22 protein-coding genes are annotated in these 18,757 nt (G+C 63.2%); 8 read left to right on the plus strand and 14 right to left on the minus strand.

All coding sequences use genetic code 11. The features are described 5' to 3' along the window. Positions 1–31 precede the first annotated feature (31 nt). On the minus strand, positions 32–1,579 hold the full coding sequence (bchE, locus tag NKI35_RS09650) for a magnesium-protoporphyrin IX monomethyl ester anaerobic oxidative cyclase (RefSeq protein WP_352739739.1): 1,548 nt from the start codon (positions 1,577–1,579) through the stop codon (positions 32–34). Between the two features lie 111 nt (positions 1,580–1,690). Next, the gene (locus NKI35_RS09655; protein ID WP_023687465.1) at positions 1,691–2,167 is read right to left on the minus strand and encodes an Lrp/AsnC family transcriptional regulator; all 477 of its coding nucleotides are present in this window, start codon (positions 2,165–2,167) and stop codon (positions 1,691–1,693) included. Between the two features lie 139 nt (positions 2,168–2,306). On the opposite strand from NKI35_RS09655, the gene phhA reads away from it, so the two are divergent. Further along, a complete protein-coding gene (gene phhA, locus NKI35_RS09660; RefSeq protein WP_023741310.1) occupies positions 2,307–3,143 on the plus strand; it encodes a phenylalanine 4-monooxygenase in 837 nt (278 codons plus the stop codon). A 182-nt stretch (positions 3,144–3,325) separates the two neighbouring features. Here the strand turns inward: phhA and NKI35_RS09665 are convergent, their stop codons facing one another. The 3 genes from NKI35_RS09665 to NKI35_RS09675 all read right to left on the minus strand — a co-directional run bounded on the left by NKI35_RS09665 (position 3,326) and on the right by NKI35_RS09675 (position 5,871). Then, a complete protein-coding gene (locus NKI35_RS09665; protein ID WP_352739741.1) occupies positions 3,326–4,765 on the minus strand; it encodes a GMC oxidoreductase in 1,440 nt (479 codons plus the stop codon). Further along, positions 4,762–4,932, minus strand: a complete 171-nt coding sequence (locus tag NKI35_RS09670; RefSeq protein ID WP_023673226.1) for a hypothetical protein — start codon at positions 4,930–4,932, stop codon at positions 4,762–4,764. The genes NKI35_RS09665 and NKI35_RS09670 overlap by 4 nt, the downstream gene beginning before the upstream one ends. 177 nt (positions 4,933–5,109) lie before the next feature. After that, the gene (locus tag NKI35_RS09675; protein WP_023681345.1) at positions 5,110–5,871 is read right to left on the minus strand and encodes a GGDEF domain-containing protein; all 762 of its coding nucleotides are present in this window, start codon (positions 5,869–5,871) and stop codon (positions 5,110–5,112) included. Positions 5,872–6,046: 175 nt separating this feature from the next. Between NKI35_RS09675 and NKI35_RS09680 the strand changes: the two genes are divergently transcribed. Continuing rightward, on the plus strand, positions 6,047–6,766 hold the full coding sequence (locus NKI35_RS09680; RefSeq protein WP_352739743.1) for a pyrimidine 5'-nucleotidase: 720 nt from the start codon (positions 6,047–6,049) through the stop codon (positions 6,764–6,766). Positions 6,767–6,846: 80 nt separating this feature from the next. On the opposite strand, the gene NKI35_RS09685 is transcribed toward NKI35_RS09680, so the two are convergent. After that, positions 6,847–7,692, minus strand: a complete 846-nt coding sequence (locus NKI35_RS09685; protein WP_023681343.1) for an LOG family protein — start codon at positions 7,690–7,692, stop codon at positions 6,847–6,849. A gap of 148 nt (positions 7,693–7,840) precedes the next feature. Between NKI35_RS09685 and dapD the strand changes: the two genes are divergently transcribed. The 3 genes from dapD to NKI35_RS09700 are packed head-to-tail and all read left to right on the plus strand — an operon-like array spanning position 7,841 to position 9,888. Continuing rightward, positions 7,841–8,695 carry a 2,3,4,5-tetrahydropyridine-2,6-dicarboxylate N-succinyltransferase gene (gene dapD / locus NKI35_RS09690; protein WP_023696035.1) on the plus strand — a complete coding sequence of 285 codons (855 nt, stop codon included), beginning with the start codon at positions 7,841–7,843 and terminating at the stop codon, positions 8,693–8,695. After that, positions 8,692–9,096, plus strand: coding sequence for a DUF805 domain-containing protein (locus tag NKI35_RS09695; RefSeq protein ID WP_081725464.1), 405 nt, complete (start codon positions 8,692–8,694; stop codon positions 9,094–9,096). The genes dapD and NKI35_RS09695 overlap by 4 nt, the downstream gene beginning before the upstream one ends. Positions 9,097–9,117: 21 nt before the next feature. Then, positions 9,118–9,888 carry a hypothetical protein gene (locus tag NKI35_RS09700; RefSeq protein WP_023673220.1) on the plus strand — a complete coding sequence of 257 codons (771 nt, stop codon included), beginning with the start codon at positions 9,118–9,120 and terminating at the stop codon, positions 9,886–9,888. A 58-nt stretch (positions 9,889–9,946) separates the two neighbouring features. On the opposite strand, the gene NKI35_RS09705 is transcribed toward NKI35_RS09700, so the two are convergent. Continuing rightward, positions 9,947–10,960, minus strand: a complete 1,014-nt coding sequence (locus NKI35_RS09705) for a 2-dehydropantoate 2-reductase (protein ID WP_352739746.1) — start codon at positions 10,958–10,960, stop codon at positions 9,947–9,949. 115 nt (positions 10,961–11,075) lie between these two features. On the opposite strand from NKI35_RS09705, the gene dapE reads away from it, so the two are divergent. Both dapE and NKI35_RS09715 read left to right on the plus strand, forming a co-directional pair. Further along, a complete protein-coding gene (gene dapE / locus NKI35_RS09710; protein ID WP_352739748.1) occupies positions 11,076–12,266 on the plus strand; it encodes a succinyl-diaminopimelate desuccinylase in 1,191 nt (396 codons plus the stop codon). Between the two features lie 2 nt (positions 12,267–12,268). After that, on the plus strand, positions 12,269–12,874 hold the full coding sequence (locus NKI35_RS09715) for a transporter (RefSeq protein WP_352460000.1): 606 nt from the start codon (positions 12,269–12,271) through the stop codon (positions 12,872–12,874). On the opposite strand, the gene truA is transcribed toward NKI35_RS09715, so the two are convergent. The 6 genes from truA to def form a co-directional block, all read right to left on the minus strand. Next, entirely contained in the window at positions 12,871–13,626 is a 756-nt protein-coding gene (gene truA / locus NKI35_RS09720) for a tRNA pseudouridine(38-40) synthase TruA (protein ID WP_352739750.1), read from the minus strand. The two genes, NKI35_RS09715 and truA, sit on opposite strands and share 4 nt — an antisense overlap. An 11-nt stretch (positions 13,627–13,637) precedes the next feature. Beyond that, positions 13,638–14,144 (minus strand): GNAT family N-acetyltransferase, encoded by a 507-nt coding sequence (locus tag NKI35_RS09725; protein ID WP_023681337.1) that lies wholly within the window; start codon positions 14,142–14,144, stop codon positions 13,638–13,640. Then, complete coding sequence (fmt, locus tag NKI35_RS09730) at positions 14,141–15,091, minus strand: methionyl-tRNA formyltransferase (RefSeq protein WP_023728812.1); 951 nt, start codon at positions 15,089–15,091, stop codon at positions 14,141–14,143. The genes NKI35_RS09725 and fmt overlap by 4 nt, the downstream gene beginning before the upstream one ends. Before the next feature lie 38 nt (positions 15,092–15,129). After that, a complete protein-coding gene (locus NKI35_RS09735) occupies positions 15,130–15,555 on the minus strand; it encodes a type II toxin-antitoxin system VapC family toxin (RefSeq protein ID WP_023732763.1) in 426 nt (141 codons plus the stop codon). Beyond that, positions 15,552–15,839, minus strand: coding sequence for a hypothetical protein (locus NKI35_RS09740; protein WP_023696043.1), 288 nt, complete (start codon positions 15,837–15,839; stop codon positions 15,552–15,554). The genes NKI35_RS09735 and NKI35_RS09740 overlap by 4 nt, the downstream gene beginning before the upstream one ends. Positions 15,840–15,938: 99 nt before the next feature. After that, positions 15,939–16,469, minus strand: a complete 531-nt coding sequence (def, locus tag NKI35_RS09745; protein ID WP_023673213.1) for a peptide deformylase — start codon at positions 16,467–16,469, stop codon at positions 15,939–15,941. A gap of 103 nt (positions 16,470–16,572) precedes the next feature. Between def and NKI35_RS09750 the strand changes: the two genes are divergently transcribed. After that, entirely contained in the window at positions 16,573–17,826 is a 1,254-nt protein-coding gene (locus NKI35_RS09750) for a DNA recombination protein RmuC (protein ID WP_352739752.1), read from the plus strand. Between the two features lie 101 nt (positions 17,827–17,927). Here NKI35_RS09750 and NKI35_RS09755 read toward each other — a convergent pair whose 3' ends face one another. Continuing rightward, positions 17,928–18,734: a class I SAM-dependent methyltransferase gene (locus NKI35_RS09755; RefSeq protein ID WP_023673211.1), complete on the minus strand. Its 807-nt coding sequence runs from the start codon at positions 18,732–18,734 to the stop codon at positions 17,928–17,930. Between the last annotated feature and the right edge of the window lie 23 nt (positions 18,735–18,757).

Consider the following 18,757-nt stretch of genomic DNA (forward strand, 5'->3'; position numbering starts at 1 on the left):
CGGTACGTATCTATGAATGGCAGCGAGCCTGTCAGGCGCCGGCAGAGATCGCGACAGCCGCTTCGGCCGGCTTGCGCGACGGGCGCATGACGACCATGGATTCCTCATCGGCATCCTGCGGAGCGCCCCAGAACTCAGCCAGCGTCGGACCATCCTTGAGGCGGCGGTCGCGGGCCAGAAAACCCCAGACCTCGCGGAACCACACGCGGCGGCCCATTTGCGTGTACCAGCGCATCGAATGGCGCTGTTCGGGATCGGGGTGGAAGAGAATGCGCGTCAGCGCGTTCGGCCGCGACTGCACCGCGACCTCGATCAGCTTGATCGAGAAGAACAGCATCCACGGTTTCAGCCGGGTCATCTGCAGCACCTGGTGCTTGTAGTCCCACAGCCGGGCATCCGTCTGGATCACCTTTCGGTTCTTGGCGATGCGGAAGAACGGCGTCCAGCGGTGCGGCGTGACATAGAGCGCCTGGATCTGGTCGGGGTCATAGGCAAGCAGCTGGCGAAAGCCGCGCCACAGATCGCGAAAGGTCTCATCCTCGAACCCGGCCACCCAGGTCGCCATGGACAGTATGCCATGCTGGCGGAGCAGCCGGATTGCCTCGCGGTCGGATGAGGTGCTGCCGCCCTTGCGGATCAATTGAAGCGTCTGTTCGTCCGTGTTTTCCATGCCGAGCAGCCAGCGGATGACGCCGGCCTTGCGATAGAGGTGCAGGATGTCGGCATCGCGCACGATGTCGTCGGCCCGGGTCGAGCCGACGATCAGCACCGGCACGTTCTCGGCGATCAGCGCATCGAGAAAGGCGCGCCAAACCTTCTTCGACACGGTCGGGTTTTCGTCGGCGAGGTTGATCAGTTCGACGCCGTGCTGGCGGTGCAGCCAGGCAATCTCCTGCGCAAATTTCTTGGGGTCGCGGTGCCGCCAGCGGGTCCAGAAACCGCGCTGGCCGCAATAGTTGCACAGATGCGGGCAGCCCCGCGAAAACTGCATGACCACGGCGCGCTTGCCGCCCCAATAGCTGTAGCGGCGGTGATCGATCAGCTCCCAGCTGACGCGGTACTCGTCCAGATTGGCAGTGGTCCCGGCCGGCCGCGTCGCGAAGGGGCGGCCGAGATCGTCGCGATAGGCGATACCCGCGACATCGCCCAGCGGCCGGCGATTGTCCAGTGCCACGACCAGGGCAAGGATGGTTGCCTCGCCCTCGCCGCGCACGATGAAGTCGAAGACATCGCTCGCCGCCAATATGTCGCGCCAGTGATAGGTCGGGAACACGCCGCCATAGATCACCAGCGTCGCCGGCTCGAGCGCCTTGACCATGCGGGCGATCGCGAGCGCGGTGGGATGCGCCGAGGTCGAGCCGGAGTGGCCGATCAGGATGCAATCGGGCTGGCCGCTGAGCGCATCGCGCACCAGCGTTTCCAACGGCATCGGCCCGAATTCGGCATCGACCAGCCGGACTTTATGGCCGGCGTCGATAAGCGGGCCGCCCAGTGCCAGCAGGCCGAGCGGTGGCAGATGGTCATCGGGCACGCGGCTGCCGATGGCGGTGTGCGGCGGATTGATCAGCACGATGTTCATGACGGACCTTTGAGCGACGGTCCGCATGGCGTAGCCGGCGTTTCAGTTTCGCATTTGGGCTCCGTTCAGCAGTTTGCGTGCAGCTTTTCCGCAGAAATGGCGATGCGTGTCCTACCGCCTGAGGTGGGCGAGCGGCACGTGGCCCGGGCCCTTGATGTTCTGCAGCACCAGCTGGGTGTGAACGTCGCGCACGCCGGCAAGGCGCATCAGGCGGTGCATGACGAAGGCGTTGAGTTCGTCGACCGACGGCACCATGACGTGCAGCAGGAAATCGTGGTCGCCGGTCATCGTCCAGCATGACGACACTTCGTCCATGCGTTGCACGGCGGCGATGAAGGTTTCGGGCGAACCGTCGCTGTGGCTGGTGAGGCGCACCTGGATGAACACCTCGACCATCAGGCCGACGGCGCGGCGGTTGAGCACGGCGGCAAAGCCCTTGATGATGCCGGCCTCCTGCAGCGCCTCGAAGCGGCGGGCGCAAGGCGTCGTCGACAGGCCGATCTCCTGCGCCAGTTCGGACACGGGCTTGCGTCCATCGCGCTGAAGAACATCCAGCATCTTGATCTCGAAATCGTCGAACTGAGGCATTTTCACTCTCTTTCAGCTTCTGCTTGGTGATTTTTACCTCAAATCATGGACCCAAGCCATCATCAAAGCTGAATTGCCTCGCCGGCCGCCGCTAGACTCTGCGGACAGATTCAAGTGTCACGATCAGGGGAGAAGAACCATGACGACGATGAGCGTTGCCGAATATGCCCGTGATTGCGCGGCGCAAGGCCTGCGTGGCGACTATTCAGTGTGCCGTTCCGACTTCACCGTGGCGCAGGGCTACAACTACAGCGCCGACGAACAGGCGGTGTGGCGCACGTTGTGCGACCGGCAGACCAAGCTGACGCAGAAGCTGGCGCACCATTCCTATCTCGATGGGATCGCCGCACTCGGCCTGCTCGACAAGATCCCGGATTTCGGCGCGGTCTCAGACAAGCTGCGCAAGCTGACCGGCTGGGAAATCGTTGCCGTGCCTGGCCTCATCCCGGCCGCGCCCTTCTTCGACCATCTCGCCAACCGGCGCTTTCCGGTGACCAACTGGCTGCGCACCAAGGACGAGCTCGACTACATCGTCGAACCCGACATGTTCCACGACTTCTTCGGCCATGTGCCCATCCTGACACAGCCGGTGTTTGCCGACTTCATGCAGATGTATGGCGAAAAGGCCGAGAGCGTGATTGCACTGGGCGGTGACGAGATGATCACCCGGCTCTACTGGTACACCGCCGAATACGGGCTGATACAGGAGGAGGGCCAGAAGCGGAAAGCTTTCGGCGCCGGGCTGATGTCGTCGTTCACCGAATTGCAGTTCGCCGTCGCGAGCACGGACGCGCACCACGTGCCCTTCGACCTCGAAACGGTGATGCGCACCGGCTACGAGATCGACAAGTTCCAGCGCGCCTATTTCGTGCTGCCGTCCTTCGACGTGTTGCGCGATGCGTTCCGGACCGCCGATTTCAAGGCGATCGTCGCCCGCCGCAAGGGGCAGCCGGCGCTGGATCCAGCGACGGTTTAGCAAATCCTGAAGGGTTTGCGCGGCACCTACCCCCACCCTTAATCCCTCCCCACAAAGGAGGACGGAGATCTCGTTGGCGCTGATTTCCGAGGGTTTCGACACCAAGGCATGGAATCCTGTCGCGCCGTTCGCTTTTTTGACAATCAGACGGTAATGACTTCGTCACACCGTGGATGACTTCGTCACACCGTGATTACTTTGGTCAGATGGTCGCCTAGCCGGCAGGCAAGCGCTGTGATCGTCGTCGTTGGATTGCATTCGCCAGAGGTGCAGAATACCGAGGAACCACCGACATAGAGATTATCCATGCCGTGCACCTTGCAGTTGGCGTCGACCACGCTCTTGACGACATCGGTGCCCATGCGCGTGCCGCCCATGTGGTGGTGGCCGGCCAGTTCCTCATCCGTCGGGTAGTCCTCGCCATTGGTCAGCCAGTCCATGATGCGGACGCGGCCGAGGTCCTTCTCGATCAGCGTCGTTCCGAACAACTTGAGCCCCTCGAGGATGGTGCGGCGCTCCAACGGCGACTTCTTCCAGTGCAGCTCGATGCGCGGCACGCCGGCACGGTCGACATCGGTCTTCGACAATTCGATATGGTTCGAGGCCAGCGGCGCCTGTTCCCAGGCGACGTAGAGCTGGGCGGCGCAGCGCAGGTTCTGGCTGAGCTGGTAGGCGACCCATTCGGCGGCCTCGGGCGCGGTGCAGGCAAGGTCGGCAATCAGGCTCTTGACGCCGGCATAGGGCGTCTCGATCAGGCGTATGCCGAAATTCATGATCTGCAGCCGCTCCATGGCGGCGAGCGTCGGCGAGAAGAACGCCTCGTTGACGGCATCGACCTCGAACTCGCTGTAATCGGCCAGGATGGCATTGCCGCCCTCGAAGGTCGGGTGCTCCATCCAGTAGCGGCCAAGTGCCGTGGCGTTCGGCACCACGCCGCCATTCGAGCGCTGGTTCGACCATAGAAGCAGCCGCGAATTCTCCAGCCCGCCGGCGCAGACGATGAAATAATCGGCGCTGAAAGCGCCGGCATCCTTGCCGTTCGACCACAGCCTGGCGCCGGTCACTCGTTTGCCGTCCCCGGCAAGATCGGTGGCATAGGTGTTGAGCACGAGCGCTATGTTTTTGCTCTTGTCGAGCTCGTCGGAGAATTTCTCGCCAAAGCGCACGGCCGGGCTCTTGATCAGCTGCACCCAGCGTATGTCGTCTGAAATCGGCACATCGGGCTTGAAGTCGGGAAGCTCGAGTATGTCGTGCACCTCGGGCAGATAGGGCTCGATGTCGGTCCGGGCGATTGGCCAGCCGGTGTCCGGCGCCCATGCCTTGGGCTCAAAGTCCTGCTTGTCGAGCACGCGGCACCAGCCGGCCCAGTGGTTCGACGACCCGCCCATGAAGCGCAGCCGGGTGATGTCGAGATCGAAATATTGATCGCCGACCGTGGAGCCGCGGTAGAAATCCTGCGACTCGTCGCTGAATTCGCGTGCGCCGGCCTCCAGCACCACGACCGGAATGCCGGCGGCGCCAAGCTTTCTGGCAATGGTGGTGCCGGCCGGCCCGGAGCCGAGAATGCAGACCTTGGGCTTGAAATCCGAGGCTCGAAACGCCTCATAGCTGTCGAAGATCATGCCAGGTCGCTCCGCTTCAGGATCCAGCCATTGACCACGACGATCTCGTCGGGATCGGCCGGGGGGCGGTCGCTGTCAGGCAGCTTGCGAAAAAGCTGTAGCGCCGGCATCGCAATCAGCGCCTGCACGATGGTGCGGCGCGACATTTTCCTGATGAAGAAACTCATGACACGTCTCTGGATGGGGGCTTCGATCCACGCATGGCGTTCCCTGAACGGCACAGGTACCGGCCAGACATGCCATTCCCGTGCCAAGCCTTGCCTGTAAACGAGTTACAACCCGGTAAACGGCGCAGTTGCGTGGAAACAATGTTGGCGAACCGTTAACAGCCCCACCACCAACACCTAGGCAGCTTCGGAAATGTCCCGGTCGAGGATCGACAAATTGCGGCCGCGGTGCTTGGCCTCGTAGAGCCGGCGGTCGGCGGCGCGCATCAGGTCCGAGACATCGGCATCTTGCGCACAGGTGATGCCGCCGATCGAGACGGTCAGCGGCACCGTGCGCTCGTCGACCGGACGAAAGCGGACCAGCTCGACTTCACGGCGGATGCGCTCGGCCACGCGCCGGGCTTCGGCTTCCGTAGCGCCGACCAGGAAGGCGCCGAACTCCTCACCGCCAATGCGGCCGAGCACGTCGCCGCTGCGGACGCCGCGCTCGATGGCGCTGGCGATCAACACCAGTGCGTCATCGCCGGTCAGATGGCCGAAACTGTCGTTGATCGCCTTGAAATGGTCGGCGTCGATGATCAGCAGCGCGCCGCGATCGGATTTGCGCCGCGAGCCGTCCAACGCGGCAAAGAAGCTCTCGCGGTTGAGCATGCCGGTCATGTCGTCGCGGCTCGCCTTCGCCGACAGGCGCCGATGCGCGGCGGCGAGCTGGGCATGCGCGCGGGCGAGATCGCGATGCGCGTTTTTGAGTCGGTCGCTCTGCCAGAAGGTGCTGGCGCAGGCGATCCAGGCGAGCGCCAGCGGGCACACCGTCGATGTCAGCCAGACAGTGCGGTCGACCGGAAAACCCATGGCGGGAACGATGATCAGCGTCAGCAAAAGCGAGATGGCTACCGAGCCGAATGCGACCGCGGCGGACTTTAAGACTATGCGACTCATCGCTGGCTCCCACTGAACCGTCTCTGTGCCAGCAAGCCCTGAAGGCCACCTTTCCGTGATGGCTAAAATTTGAATGGTGAGCCCATTTTTACAACTCTAGATGCACATAGGTTGTGGATAAGCTCTACATCAGAAAGGGGTTCGAACGGCAGATATTTCATGCCATAAGGACGCCATGACCACGCTGCCCGATCCCGCCCGCTTCGCCCATGTCACCGACTGGGTGTTCGACCTCGACAACACGCTTTATCCGCACCATTCGAATCTGTTTTCGCAGATCGACGTCAAGATGACGGCCTATGTCGGAGAACTGCTCACGCTGCCGCGCGAGGAAGCGCGCAAGCTGCAGAAGGAACTCTATCTCGAATATGGCACGACGCTGAACGGGCTGATGACGCGCCACGGCATCGACCCCGACGATTTTCTCGAAAAGGTGCACGACATCGACTATTCGTGGCTGGTGCCGGATCCGGTGCTGGGCACCGCCATCCGCCAGCTGCCCGGCCGCAAGTTCATCTTCACCAATGGCGACCGCAGGCACGCCGAGCGCACCGCGCGCCAGCTCGGCATACTCGACCATTTCGACGACATTTTCGATATCGTCGCCGCCGGGCTGACGCCGAAGCCGTCGCGGCGGACCTATGAGAAGTTTGCCGAACTGCACGCCGTCACCGGACACAATGCGGTGATGTTCGAGGATCTCGCCCGCAACCTCGAGGTGCCGAAATCACTGGGCATGACCACGGTGCTGGTGGTGCCGCGCAATTTCGAGCCGACCTTTGCCGAGATCTGGGAACGCGATCCGGCCAATGAGGACGACGTCGATTTCGTCACCGACGATCTCGCGACGTTTCTGACGGGGATAGTGGAGGGGGTAGAGGAATTGAGGAGCTGAAGAATTGAAGAACTGGTGAAAGGGAGACCGATCCGGACCTCCTTTTCCTCAATTCTTCAGTTCTTCAATTCCCGGTTCCCCTACTCCCCCAACTTGTAGAAGCGGCTGATGATCCCCCAGGCCTCGTCGGCGGTGTCGACAAAGTCGATGATATCCTGGTCGCCGGGCGTGATGGTGCCTTGTTCGGCCAGGAAATCGAGGTCGATCGCGCGCTGCCAGAACGCCTTGCCGAACAGGATCACCGGCACGCGCTCCATGCGGCCGGTCTGGATCAGCGTCAGCGTCTCGAAGAATTCGTCCATGGTACCGAAGCCGCCCGGAAACACCGCGACGGCCTTGGCGCGCATGACGAAATGCATCTTGCGGATGGCGAAATAGTGGAAGTTGAAGCACAGCTCCGGGGTCACATAGGCGTTCGGCGCCTGCTCGTGTGGCAGGACGATGTTGAGGCCGATCGACGGCGCGCCGACATCGTCGGCGCCGCGATTTCCCGCCTCCATCACGCCTGGGCCGCCACCGGTGACGACGACGAATTCGCGGTAGTAGGACGTCGCCGATTGCTGTGAGCAGAGGCGGGCGAATTTGCGCGCCTCCTCGTAGTATTTGCTGTTTTCCTCGAGGTTTTTCTTCTGCGTCTCGTTCTTGGCGGCCCAGGCCTCGCCGCCGGGCTCGGGAATACGCGCGCCGCCGAACAGGATGACCGTCGAGCGGATGCCGCGCTCGGCCAGGATCATTTCGGGCTTCAAGAGCTCAAGCTGCAAGCGCACAGCGCGCAATTCCCGGCGCGTCATGAAGTCGGGATCGTTCCAGGCCAGCCGGTAGGTTTCGGCGCGCGTCTGCGGCGTGTCGGGAACGCTTTTCGAGCGCTCCAGATCCTCGTCCGAATGCGGCAGCGGCGTCCATCCCGCCTTTTCCATAGGAGTCATATGCTTTCTACCCGTCCCAACAGTTCACTTGCGCCGTCCCATGGCGCACGCGCGATTGACCCCCAATACGCCTTAACATAGGGTCCGCGCGACTTTCAAAACAAGGTTAAGGCCGACGGCCTTAACAGCGTGGTAACGGAGCGAATTCATGTCGAAGCCTGATCTGGCCAGCCTCGAAAAGACGATCGAGAAGGCCTTCGAGGAGCGCGACACGATTTCGACCGCGACCCGGGGCGAAACGCGCGACGCCATCCAGTCCTCACTCGACCTGCTCGACCGTGGCACCGTGCGCGTTGCCGAGCGCCAGCCCGATGGCAAATGGCATGTCAACCAATGGCTGAAGAAGGCGGTGCTGCTCTCGTTCCGGCTCTATCCGATGGAGATCATCAAGGGCGGCCCCGGCCAGGCGGTCTGGTGGGACAAGGTGGCGTCGAAGTTCGACGGCTGGAGCGCGGTCGATTTCGAGAAGGCAGGCTTCCGCGCCGTGCCGTCTTCGATCGTGCGCCGCTCGGCTTATGTCGCGCCGGGCGCGGTGCTGATGCCGTCCTTCGTCAATGTCGGCGCCTATGTCGATAGCGGCACCATGGTCGACACCTGGGCCTCGGTCGGCTCCTGCGCCCAGATCGGCAAGAATGTGCACCTCTCGGGCGGCGTAGGCATCGGCGGGGTGCTGGAGCCGATGCAGGCCGGCCCGACCATCATCGAGGACAATTGCTTCATCGGCGCGCGCTCCGAAGTGGTCGAGGGCTGCATCGTGCGCGAAGGCTCGGTGCTCGGAATGGGTGTGTTCATCGGCCAGTCGACCAAGATCGTCGACCGCGCCACCGGCGAAGTGTTTTATGGCGAGGTGCCGCCGAATTCGGTCGTCGTCGCCGGCTCGATGCCGGGCAAGGCCTTTCCGAACAACGAGCCGGGCCCTGGCCTCTACTGCGCCGTCATCGTCAAGCGCGTCGATGCTAAGACCCGGTCGAAAACCTCGATCAACGAACTGCTGCGTGATTGATCCTGTCCGAGCAACCAGAGCGCTCCAGATTGCCCAACACACCACCACTTCCCTGGCTTTTCTTCAGCCTCTCAGGGCGCGTCAGCCCAAGTGCCTACGTGCTCGCCGGGCTGCTGCTGGTGCTTGCACAGTTTTTCCCGCTCTACCAGTTGTCGAGACTGGAACCCGGCACCGCAACCAGCCAGAACTGGGCACTTGTGTTCTGGGTCGTTTTGCTGATCTCGACATGGTCGAGCTTTGCGGTAACCGCAAAGCGGTTTCATGATTTCGGCAAGCCGACTTATTACGCGTTGATCTCTCTTATCATCGGCCCCATTCTTCTCATCGTTCTAGCGTGTTTCCGCGGTGACCCCGGTCCGAACCGCTACGGCAAACGCAGCAACGCGCCGGCTGAACCATGAGCGCCGACCGGATATCTCGCCATGCGCTACCGCACGCTTGATCCGAAACTGATCATCGACACCGCCGAGCGGCTGGAAGAGCGCGTCGCCGAGCGTTTTCCCGATGCCGGCCTGCGCGGCGTCGCCGCCGAACTGGTGTCGCTGTCGCGCGACCTGGCCAAGGCGGCGCAGGCGCTGGAAGCGCCGATCTGGTGGCTGCGCGGCGCCATCGTCGCCGCTGTTGCCGCCGGCGCGCTGATCTTCCTGTTCGTCGGCACCATCCTGCCGCTCATCCATATCTCGCAGGCCGACGATGCGGTGCAGTCGGTGCAAGGCATCGAAGCCACGATCAACATGATGATCCTTGCCGTGCTCGGCCTGCTGGCGCTGATCCGCACCGAGGAGCGCATCAAGCGCAAGCGGGTGTTTCGCCAGCTGCATGGGTTGAGATCGCTGATCCATGTCATCGACATGCACCAGCTGACCAAGGATCCGGCAGCATTGTCCGCCAATTTCAGGCCGACCGCGCATTCGCCGGCTCGCATCACCAATGCCGCCGACCTGGCGCGCTACCTCGACTATTGCTCGGAAATGCTGTCGATCACCGGCAAGATCGCGGCGCTGTTTGCGCAGTCCGTCAATGACGATGTGGTCATCGACGGCGTCAACGACGTCGAGAACCTGGCGTCCAACCTGTCGCGCAAGATCTGGCAGAAGATCACGCTGATCGAGAACCACCCGGCGGCGCAGCCCGTGCCGGCGCCAGGCCCGGCGAGCAAAGCGCCGGCTCCGAGGCGCGCACCAAAGCTGTGACGCGGCGGGCCCACGCGCCTGTTTTGCGGGCCAAGGCCCGAGGCTCGCGGCAAGTAGACTATCCAGTGACGGTTTCCGGCGTCAGCCCGGGTGAGCCGCGCTTTTCCCGCTCGGCCTGCCGCACCAGCGCGGTGACCCGCTTCAGCAGAGGCGCCGGCGTGCCGGCCTTTTCGGCGAGGCTCAGGACGGCCCCCTGCAGGTCACCGATCTCGGTCGGCCGACCACGCTGGAGGTCGTCCCACATCGACGAACGCGCCTGCGGGTCGATGGCGAGCATGCGGCGGGCGACCAGCCGGAACAGCCAGTCCGGCAGCCGGAGCAGTTTCGGCAGCAGGACGGGATGCAAGCCGCCGATTCGTGCCGGCGCGATATGTAACGCCTTCATCGCCGCCAGGGCCTCGTCGATCTGACCGGCCAGGATCCGCCGCCAGCGGCGGTCGGCAAGTTCGCTCGCCAGCGGCAGGCCGGACAAGGCGACAAGCGCGTTGTTGAGGTTGATCAGCAGCTTGCCCCATTGAACGGCTTTCATGTCGGGATGGGTTTCCACGCCAAGCCCTTCGACATCGAGAAGGCCGGCAAGGCCGGTCACGCCATCTTCGATCATGACCTTGCCGTCGCTGGCGCGATGCACGTGAAGCGGCAAATTGCCTATGGCCGACTGGACGACATTGAACGGCACCATGCCGGCGAGCACAGTCCGTCCACCGAGCCCGGCGCGTAACCGGTCGGCATTGCCGACGCCGTTCTGCAGGCTGACCACCACGACATCGCCGCGCGCATGTCCGGCAACAAGCGACGCCATCTCCTCGGTAGCGCCGTTCTTGACCGTCACCAGCACCACGTCGGCGCTGGCGAGGGCAGCGGCGGGATCGGTGGTGACGGACTCCGGCCGCATGGATCGGTCGCGACCATCGAGATCGGTGATGCGCAGGCCACCGTCCAGCAAGGCCGTCGCTATGCCTGGCCGCGCCAAAAACAACACCTTGCGTCCGGCCAGCGCCAGGCAACCGCCGACATAGCAGCCGATGCTGCCGGCGCCGGCAATGACGATGGTCTTTTCGGCGTTGGCCATGCGATTATCTCGTGTTGGCCTGCACTATACGACATTAAAACCATAATGTCGGCGGCAGGACCGGTCATCATCTCTGGCCGTGACAGGCCTTTCGCTTTCGACTATCGCTTTGCCCATGAAACTGCCGACCGATCCCGCCGCCAACCTCGCGACCCTCATACGCTGCGCCTCCGTAACGCCCGCCGAGGGCGGCGCGCTGGCTGCCCTGGAAGGCATGCTGAAGCCGCTCGGCTTTTTCGTCGAACGCCCGGCGTTTTCCGAAGACGGCACCCCCGACATCGAGAACCTCTACGCGCGCCGCTCCGGCAATGGGCCGCATCTGATGTTTGCCGGCCATACCGACGTGGTGCCGGCGGGCGACGAGGCGTCGTGGACGCATCCGCCCTTTGCCGCCGAGATCGCCAAGGGCGAAATGTACGGCCGCGGCGCCGTCGACATGAAGGGCGGCATCGCCTGTTTCATCGCCGCCGTGGCGCGCCATGTCGAGAACAAGGGTGGTCCGAAAGGCTCGGTCTCGCTGCTGATCACCGGCGACGAGGAGGGGCCGGCGATCAACGGGACGACAAAACTGCTCGACTGGGCGGCGGCCAGGGGCGAGAAATGGGACGCCGCGATCGTCGGCGAGCCCACCAATCCGGACACGCTCGGCGACATGATCAAAATCGGCCGGCGTGGCTCGATGTCGGGCAGTGTCACGGTCAACGGCCGCCAGGGCCATGTCGCCTATCCATTGCTCGCCGACAATCCGGTGCGCGGCCTGATCAGCCTGGTCGACGCCTTGCTGTCGCCCGTCTTCGACAAGGGCACGAAGGATTTTCAGCCGACCAATCTGGAAGTGACCTCGATCGATGTCGGCAACCCGGCGACCAATGTTATTCCGGCCAAGGCGACAGCCACCTTCAACATCCGCTTCAACGACACATGGACTGCCGAGACGGTGCAGGCCGAGATCCATAACCGCCTCGACCAGGCGGCGAAGCGCAAGAAATACCGGACCGGCAAGACGCCGGTCGACTACGAGCTGATCTGGCGCGACCGGCCGAGCCATGTCTTCCTGACGCGCGACGACAAGCTGATCGGGACGCTGCGCGGGTCGATCAAGGCGACGGTCGGCAAGGAGCCGGCGCTGTCCACCTCGGGCGGAACCTCGGATGCGCGTTTCATCAAGGACTATTGCCCGGTGGTCGAGTTCGGCCTCGTCGGCAAGACCATGCACATGGTCGACGAGCGCGTCGCACTGGCCGACCTCGAGACGCTGACCCAAATCTACCAGCGCTTCATCGATGACTGGTTCGAGCAGGGCTGATCATGCTTTCGGTTGACGAGACCTCTTCATCGCTTAACGGAGCCTGGCGGCTGATGCTCGGAAAGGCCGACGGCTTGCGGCTGCTCGACCTGTCGGCGGACGGCTTCTGGAATTCCTTCTTCGCCATCGTCGTCGCCGCGCCGGCGATGATCGTCGGCTGGGTCGGCACGGCCAACGAGATCGGCGATCCCAATGCGTTCGCCGGCCGGCTGGGCATGTTGATTCGCCTGGCGACCGTCGACCTCGGCTCGTGGCTGCTGCCCCTGGTTGTGCTTGCCCTGGTCGCATCGCGCGCCGGCATCGGCGACCGCTTCGTCCACTATGTCGTCGCCAGCAACTGGGCGTCGGCGATCACCGCCTGGATGCTGCTGCCTTCAGCGCTGATCAGGCTTTTCCTGCCGTCCGGCAACCCGGTTGCCGAATTGGTGTGGCTGGCTCTGGTGGTGCTGTCGCTGGTACTCTCCTGGCGGATGACCAACGCCGCGATCGGCAAGGGCGCGGCTGTCGGCAGCGCCGTGTTCGCAGGCATGTTGGTGGTGTCTCTGGCCGTCTTGTTCGGCCTAGTGGCGCTGCTCGGCATCACGGTGCCGACCGCCGCTCCGGCTTAGAACTTCTCCGGATAGTCTACACCGACGAGAAAAAGCCCGTCGGGCGGCGCCACCTGGCCGCAGGCGGCGCGGTCTTCCGCCGCGAGCGCTGCCTTGAGGTCGGCGGCGGTCCAGCCGCCGTCGCCGACGCGTTTCAGCGAACCGACCATGGAGCGCACTTGGTTGTGCAGGAAAGAGCGCGCCCAGGCCCTGACTTCGATCAGGTCGCCCTGGCGGCTTACATCGAGCCGCTCCAGCGTCCGCACCGGACTGTTGGCTTGGCATTGCGTCGAGCGGAAGGTGGTAAAGTCATGTCGGCCGAGCAGGACTTTCGCCGCTTCGTGCATGGCGTCCGCATCGAGCCGCTTCGGCACCCACCAGACCTTGCCCTTTTCCATCGCTGCAGGCGCGCGCCGGTTGAGGATGCGGTAGAGATAGTGCCGTCCGGTGGCCGAGAAACGGGCGTCGAACTCATTGGGGACAACCGTCGCCTGCAGGATGGCGATGCGCGCGCCTGCCGCCTGCAGGTGGGCGTTGACGGCGTCGCGCACCTTGTCGTTTGGCCATGCCTTGGCGAGGTCGACATGCGCCACCTGGGCGGTCGCATGCACCCCGGCGTCGGTGCGGCCGGCGGCGCGTATCCGCACCGCCTCACCGCAGAATTTCTCGATCGCCTGCTCTATAGCCTGCTGCACCGAAGGCTGATCCGCCTGGTGTTGCCAGCCGGCGAAGAGGCTGCCGTCATATTCGATATCGAGACGAAAACGCGGCATACACCCTTCGTTCAGGCGGCGAGTGCGGTAAAGGCCTGGGCGTAGACCAGTTTGCCTTTTTCGGGTGCGTCACCCCAGGCCAGCGCCTGCAGCGCTTCGCCCTGATATTCGCTCTCGAACTTTTCGGCGCGCGCATGATTGTAGCCGAAGCGGCCGTAATAGGCCGGATCGCCCAACACAACGGCGAGCGTCTCGCCGGCATCCCTGAGGCGGATATGCGCCTCGCGGATCAGCGCACCGCCAATGCCCGAGCCGTGGAACGAAGGTTCCACCGCCAACGGCGCCAGCGCCACGGCTGCAAACTGCTTGCCGCCGTTCCTAACGAACAGCCTGGAAAACAGGATGTGGCCGACCACCTGGCCGTCTTCTTCCGCCACCAGTTCGACAACGGCGTCGCCGCCGGTGACCAGAGCGTCGACCAGCCCGGCCTCCGCCTGCTGGCCGAATGCGTGTTCCTCGACCAGGCGTATGGCCTCGCGGTCCCGCGGCGTCGCGCCGCGTATCGACATCATGCTCATGAGAACTTCATTCCTTTTTCGATCTTGGCCCCGCGCAGAAACTCCTTCGCGGCAGCAGGCTTTCCGCCCGCCCGTTGAACTTCGACCAGCCTGACCGCGCCCGACCCGCAGGCGACCGTCAGCCGGTCATCGAGAATTCCTCCCGACTCGCCCATGCTTTCAGAAAGCGTACCTTCAGAAAGCGTCGAGCGAAGCAGTTTCAGCCGTTCCGTGCGGCCGCCGATGTCGGCCTCGCACCAGGCGCCGGGGAATGGCGACAGCCCGCGAATGTGATTGTGGACCTCCGCAGCCGGGCGCGTCCAGTCCACACGTGTCTCCGACTTATCGATTTTCCTGGCGTAGGTCACCCCGTCAGCCGCCTGCAAAGTCGATGCCAGGGTATTTGTCTCCAATCGGGACAGCGCTTCCACCATCAGCGTGGCAGCAATATTCATCAAGCGGTCGTGCAGATCGCCGGCCGTCATATCGGGCTCTATGGCGCATTTTTCAACCAGTGCCACCGGACCGGTGTCCAGGCCCTCTTCCATGCGCATCACCATCATGCCGGTCTCGACGTCGCCGGCCATAATGGCGCGCTGGATGGGAGCTGCACCACGCCAACGCGGCAAAAGCGAGGCGTGGCCGTTGAGGCAGCCGAGGCGCGGAGCCTCCAGAATAGCCTTCGGCAACAGCAAACCATACGCGACGACGACCGCGACATCGGCACGCAACGCCTGGAAAGCAGCTTGCTCGGCCTCGCCCTTCAGCGACAGCGGCGTGCGCACTTCGATGCCCAGCCGCTCAGCCTCGCGCTGCACCGGGGACGGTGTCAGCTCCAGCCCGCGGCGGCCCGCGGCTCGCGGCGGCTGGGTGTAGACGGCTGCTATCTCGTGCCCGGCCTCGGCAATCGCGCGCAGCACCGGCACCGAAAACTCCGGCGTGCCCATGAAGATGACGCGAAGCGGCATTTTTCGTCCAGTATCCTGTTCTGCGCGCGGCAGTCCGCTCAAGCGTCTGCTTCAAACGGGTTTACGATCTTGAGGTCAAGCTCTTCGAAGTCCTTAATATTGCGCGTCGCCAGCATAGCGTCGTGCGACAGGCAGATGGCAGCGATCATGGCATCGGAAAGGCTGATCGGCCGGCCGATAGTTTCCCGCATTGCCCGGAGCTTGCCCGCCAGACGGGGAATGGGACCGGCAAATTCGACGACACGTCCCGAAAACTGCTTCGAAACCAGGTGGTCAAGTGCACGGACGTGGCGGTCCGAGCCGGTCTTGTTCAGAAACCTTTCGGCTCCAAAGGACTGCTCCATGACAACAGGACCGCAGAGATAGAGGTCGAGCAGGTCCTGTCTGCGAAACCACTTAGCGACGTTTGGATCGGGCGCGGGCCGGCTCGCTTCCGAGACGACATTGGTATCGAGGATTATCACTCGAAATTCTCAATGGTGCGGCCAAAGTCGCGTTTCCGTTCCGCTTCGATCTCATCCATCATCTGCGCAAATTCGTCGCTGATTGCATTTTCCGAGGCGAAGGCAGCGCGAATCGCATCCCAAGCCGTGAGTCCAGGCTCGGCCTTGCCTTCTTTTTCCGCAACCATGCCTTTTCGCAATAAATCGATCGCCTTGATCGAGAGGCTTTGGCCGCCCTTGCGTGCCGCATGCTCGATTTCACGCTTCAACGGCTCGGGAATATCTCTGATCAACATATCGCCCATCTGAGTCTCCAGTCTGATATCAGTGATATCACGCAAGGAAGCGTCTCTCAATAGGGGCGGGTCGAGACGGGATTTTGTGCGAGTCGCCGAAAGCAGGGCCTATCCCACCAGCTTGCCCGGCGCCTTGTCCTTGGCGAGCTTCTTGAACTTCTTGACCACCATGTCGCGCTTCAGCTTCGAGATGTGGTCGATGAACAGCACACCGTTGAGATGGTCGATCTCGTGCTGCAGGCAAGTCGCCATCAGGCCTTCGGCCTCGATCTCCTGCAGCTTGCCGTCGCGGTCGAGATATTTCACGCGCACCGAGGCGGGACGCTCGACCTCGGCGTAATAGTCCGGGATCGACAGGCAGCCTTCCTCGTAGACCGAGCGGGCGTCGGCGCTTTCGAGGATTTCGGGATTGATGAAGACATGCGGCGCCGGCGGCTCGTCTTCCTTGGCGAGGTCGATGACCAGCATGCGCAGCGGCTCGCCGATCTGGATTGCGGCCAAACCGATGCCCGGCGCATCATACATCGTCGCCAGCATGTCGTCGGCCAGTTTGCGCAAAGGCGCGTCGACGCGTTCGACTGGTTTGGAAACCTGGCGCAGGATGGGATCGGGAAGGATGATGAGCGGCTTGATCGACATGGCGCCTCACCTAAAACGTCGCAGGAGAAGCGTCAACCGGTGCGAATCGGTCTCGTTCACGTTTTGATCTGTGCCAGGTCTGCGAATCGGCTATGCTGGCGGGATGAACGACCTGAGCACCATCCTTTCCGAACCCGTTGCCCGGCTTGGCGCCACGACGATCACGCTCGGCCATGCACTGGCCCTCGGCGCGCTGGTGTTTCTCGGCCTGTTCCTGGCGCTTGTCGTGGCGCTGTGGCGATCGGCCAAGGCGCGCACCATCGCCGCGGCGGAAGCCGCCGACCACGCCCGCGACGCCGAGGCGCGGATGGCCGGCATTTTGCAAAGCCAGGCCGAGATGCAGGGCCGCATGGGCGCCATCGCCGACGTGTTCGGCGCAAGGCAGGCCGAACTCAACCAGTCGATCGGCCAGCGCCTCGACGCCATGACCGGCAGGCTCGGTCAAACCATGACCGAACAGACCAAATCGACGCATGAGAGCCTCGCCAAACTGCAGGAACGGCTGGCGGTCATCGACACCGCGCAAGGCAACATTCAGTCGCTGGCCGGCCAGGTCGTGCAATTGCAGGCGATCCTGTGCAACAAGCAGACGCGCGGCGCCTTCGGCCAGTCGCGCATGGAGGCGATCGTCGCCGACGGCCTTCCGATGGGCGCCTACGAGTTCCAGGCAACGCTGTCAAACGGCAGCCGTCCCGACTGCCTGGTCAGGATGCCGAACGGTGCGCCGCAGCTTGCCATCGACGCCAAGTTTCCGCTGGAAGCCTGGAACGCCATCCGCGCCGCCGATGGCGCCGAACAACAGAAGATCGCGGCCCAGGCTTTCCGCCGCGACATCGAAATTCACGTCCGCGATATCTCGGAAAAATACCTGATCCAGGGCGAGACGCAGGACACCGCCTTCATGTTCGTGCCGTCGGAATCGGTGTTCGCCGAAATCCACGAGAATTTCGACGCCGTGGTCCAGAAGGCGCACCGGGCGCGTGTCATCATCGTCTCACCGTCGCTTTTGATGCTGTCGATCCAGGTCATCCAGGCCATCCTCAAGGACGCCCGCATGCGCGAACAGGCGCATCTGATCCAGGGCGAGGTGATCCGGCTGATGGAAGACGTCGCGCGCGTCGACGAACGCGTGCGCCGGTTGCAGACGCATTTTGGCCAGTCGGCCAAGGATATCGACGAGATACTGGTGTCGACGTCGAAGGTGACCAAGCGCGGCCAAAAGATCGAAGCGCTGGAGTTTGGAGAAAACGAAGCCGAAGTGCGCGGTGGCGGACCCGCCAAGGCCGAAGCCGGAGTGCGGGTGGCGGATTCCAAGACGGGGCAGCTCAGGCTACGTGTCGTCGAAGGCGACGATTAAAGCGCGTCGCGCTGAACGGATTCATACGACGCGCTTTAAAAGTCTTTGTTTTGATGCATGTCGTTGTCCCAGAACCGCGGCACACTTCTGGGCGCCATGCATTAGACCGTAGCCACGATCACGTGCGCCTGGATCTTGGCCGCAACCTCGCCGCTGCCGTGTCTGGCTGCAATCACGGACGCGGCGTGATCGGTTGCGGCTTCCAGTTTTCCTCTAGCCTCGATTTCGTTGCGAAGCGGAGTTCCCTGGCAATAGGCAACCGCCGGAAGGCGCGGCGAGGAGGCACGGCTTTGTTCGGCCCTCGTGTCGATCACCACACGGGAGAAACCTGCGGCTTCCAACTCGCCGCGGATCAATGCAATGTCATTGTAGCCGTGCGGCGTGCGGGCGAGAAAGCGGGGCGGATCGTTCGGAAAAATCTCCGCAAGAGCATTCGTCACATCATTGGCGAATACATTCTCTTCGATGCGATCCCACACGTTGAACAGGAAATGGCCGCCGGTCTTCAGGACCCGCTTTGCTTCGCGATAGCCGGCGGCTCGGTCGGGAAAGAACATCGCGCCGAACTGACAGCAAACGAGATCGAAAGCCGCATCTTCGAACGGCAGCGCCAGAGCATCCGCCTGACGCCATTGTATACGACTGTCGGGAGCTTGTCGCGAGGCCGCGTAGTCGAGCATAGGCTGGTTGAGGTCGGTCACGACATAGCTTGCGCCGGGAGACAGTTTTGGAGCCAATGCGCGGGTGACAACGCCGGTACCGGCGGCGACTTCCAGGACGGCGCCGGGCGACAAGGACGCTGCCCGTCGTGCCAAATCCGCGGCGAACGGCTCGAAGATCAGCGGCACCATGTAATGGTCGTAGTTTTCCGGAATCGAGCCGGCAAACACTTTGTCCGTTTCCGACATTGCTATCCCCCGCCATCCGTTTG

Source organism: Mesorhizobium sp. M0676 (assembly GCF_040320535.1).
Taxonomy (GTDB): domain Bacteria; phylum Pseudomonadota; class Alphaproteobacteria; order Rhizobiales; family Rhizobiaceae; genus Mesorhizobium.

What these genes read in the sequence shown, in the direction of transcription:
- NKI35_RS09705 (WP_352739746.1), bottom strand. Translation starts at nt 10,960, where the DNA reads ATGGCCAACGCCGAAAAGACCATCGTCATTGCCGGCGCCGGCAGCATC.
- dapE (WP_352739748.1), top strand. Translation starts at nt 11,076, where the DNA reads ATGAAACTGCCGACCGATCCCGCCGCCAACCTCGCGACCCTCATACGC.
- NKI35_RS09665 (WP_352739741.1), bottom strand. Translation starts at nt 4,765, where the DNA reads ATGATCTTCGACAGCTATGAGGCGTTTCGAGCCTCGGATTTCAAGCCC.
- def (WP_023673213.1), bottom strand. Translation starts at nt 16,469, where the DNA reads ATGTCGATCAAGCCGCTCATCATCCTTCCCGATCCCATCCTGCGCCAG.
- NKI35_RS09755 (WP_023673211.1), bottom strand. Translation starts at nt 18,734, where the DNA reads ATGTCGGAAACGGACAAAGTGTTTGCCGGCTCGATTCCGGAAAACTAC.
- NKI35_RS09655 (WP_023687465.1), bottom strand. Translation starts at nt 2,167, where the DNA reads ATGCCTCAGTTCGACGATTTCGAGATCAAGATGCTGGATGTTCTTCAG.
- NKI35_RS09740 (WP_023696043.1), bottom strand. Translation starts at nt 15,839, where the DNA reads ATGGGCGATATGTTGATCAGAGATATTCCCGAGCCGTTGAAGCGTGAA.
- NKI35_RS09700 (WP_023673220.1), top strand. Translation starts at nt 9,118, where the DNA reads ATGCGCTACCGCACGCTTGATCCGAAACTGATCATCGACACCGCCGAG.
- NKI35_RS09715 (WP_352460000.1), top strand. Translation starts at nt 12,269, where the DNA reads ATGCTTTCGGTTGACGAGACCTCTTCATCGCTTAACGGAGCCTGGCGG.
- NKI35_RS09680 (WP_352739743.1), top strand. Translation starts at nt 6,047, where the DNA reads ATGACCACGCTGCCCGATCCCGCCCGCTTCGCCCATGTCACCGACTGG.
- dapD (WP_023696035.1), top strand. Translation starts at nt 7,841, where the DNA reads ATGTCGAAGCCTGATCTGGCCAGCCTCGAAAAGACGATCGAGAAGGCC.
- NKI35_RS09750 (WP_352739752.1), top strand. Translation starts at nt 16,573, where the DNA reads ATGAACGACCTGAGCACCATCCTTTCCGAACCCGTTGCCCGGCTTGGC.
- truA (WP_352739750.1), bottom strand. Translation starts at nt 13,626, where the DNA reads ATGCCGCGTTTTCGTCTCGATATCGAATATGACGGCAGCCTCTTCGCC.
- bchE (WP_352739739.1), bottom strand. Translation starts at nt 1,579, where the DNA reads ATGAACATCGTGCTGATCAATCCGCCGCACACCGCCATCGGCAGCCGC.
- phhA (WP_023741310.1), top strand. Translation starts at nt 2,307, where the DNA reads ATGACGACGATGAGCGTTGCCGAATATGCCCGTGATTGCGCGGCGCAA.
- NKI35_RS09725 (WP_023681337.1), bottom strand. Translation starts at nt 14,144, where the DNA reads ATGAGCATGATGTCGATACGCGGCGCGACGCCGCGGGACCGCGAGGCC.
- fmt (WP_023728812.1), bottom strand. Translation starts at nt 15,091, where the DNA reads ATGCCGCTTCGCGTCATCTTCATGGGCACGCCGGAGTTTTCGGTGCCG.
- NKI35_RS09685 (WP_023681343.1), bottom strand. Translation starts at nt 7,692, where the DNA reads ATGACTCCTATGGAAAAGGCGGGATGGACGCCGCTGCCGCATTCGGAC.
- NKI35_RS09670 (WP_023673226.1), bottom strand. Translation starts at nt 4,932, where the DNA reads ATGAGTTTCTTCATCAGGAAAATGTCGCGCCGCACCATCGTGCAGGCG.
- NKI35_RS09675 (WP_023681345.1), bottom strand. Translation starts at nt 5,871, where the DNA reads ATGAGTCGCATAGTCTTAAAGTCCGCCGCGGTCGCATTCGGCTCGGTA.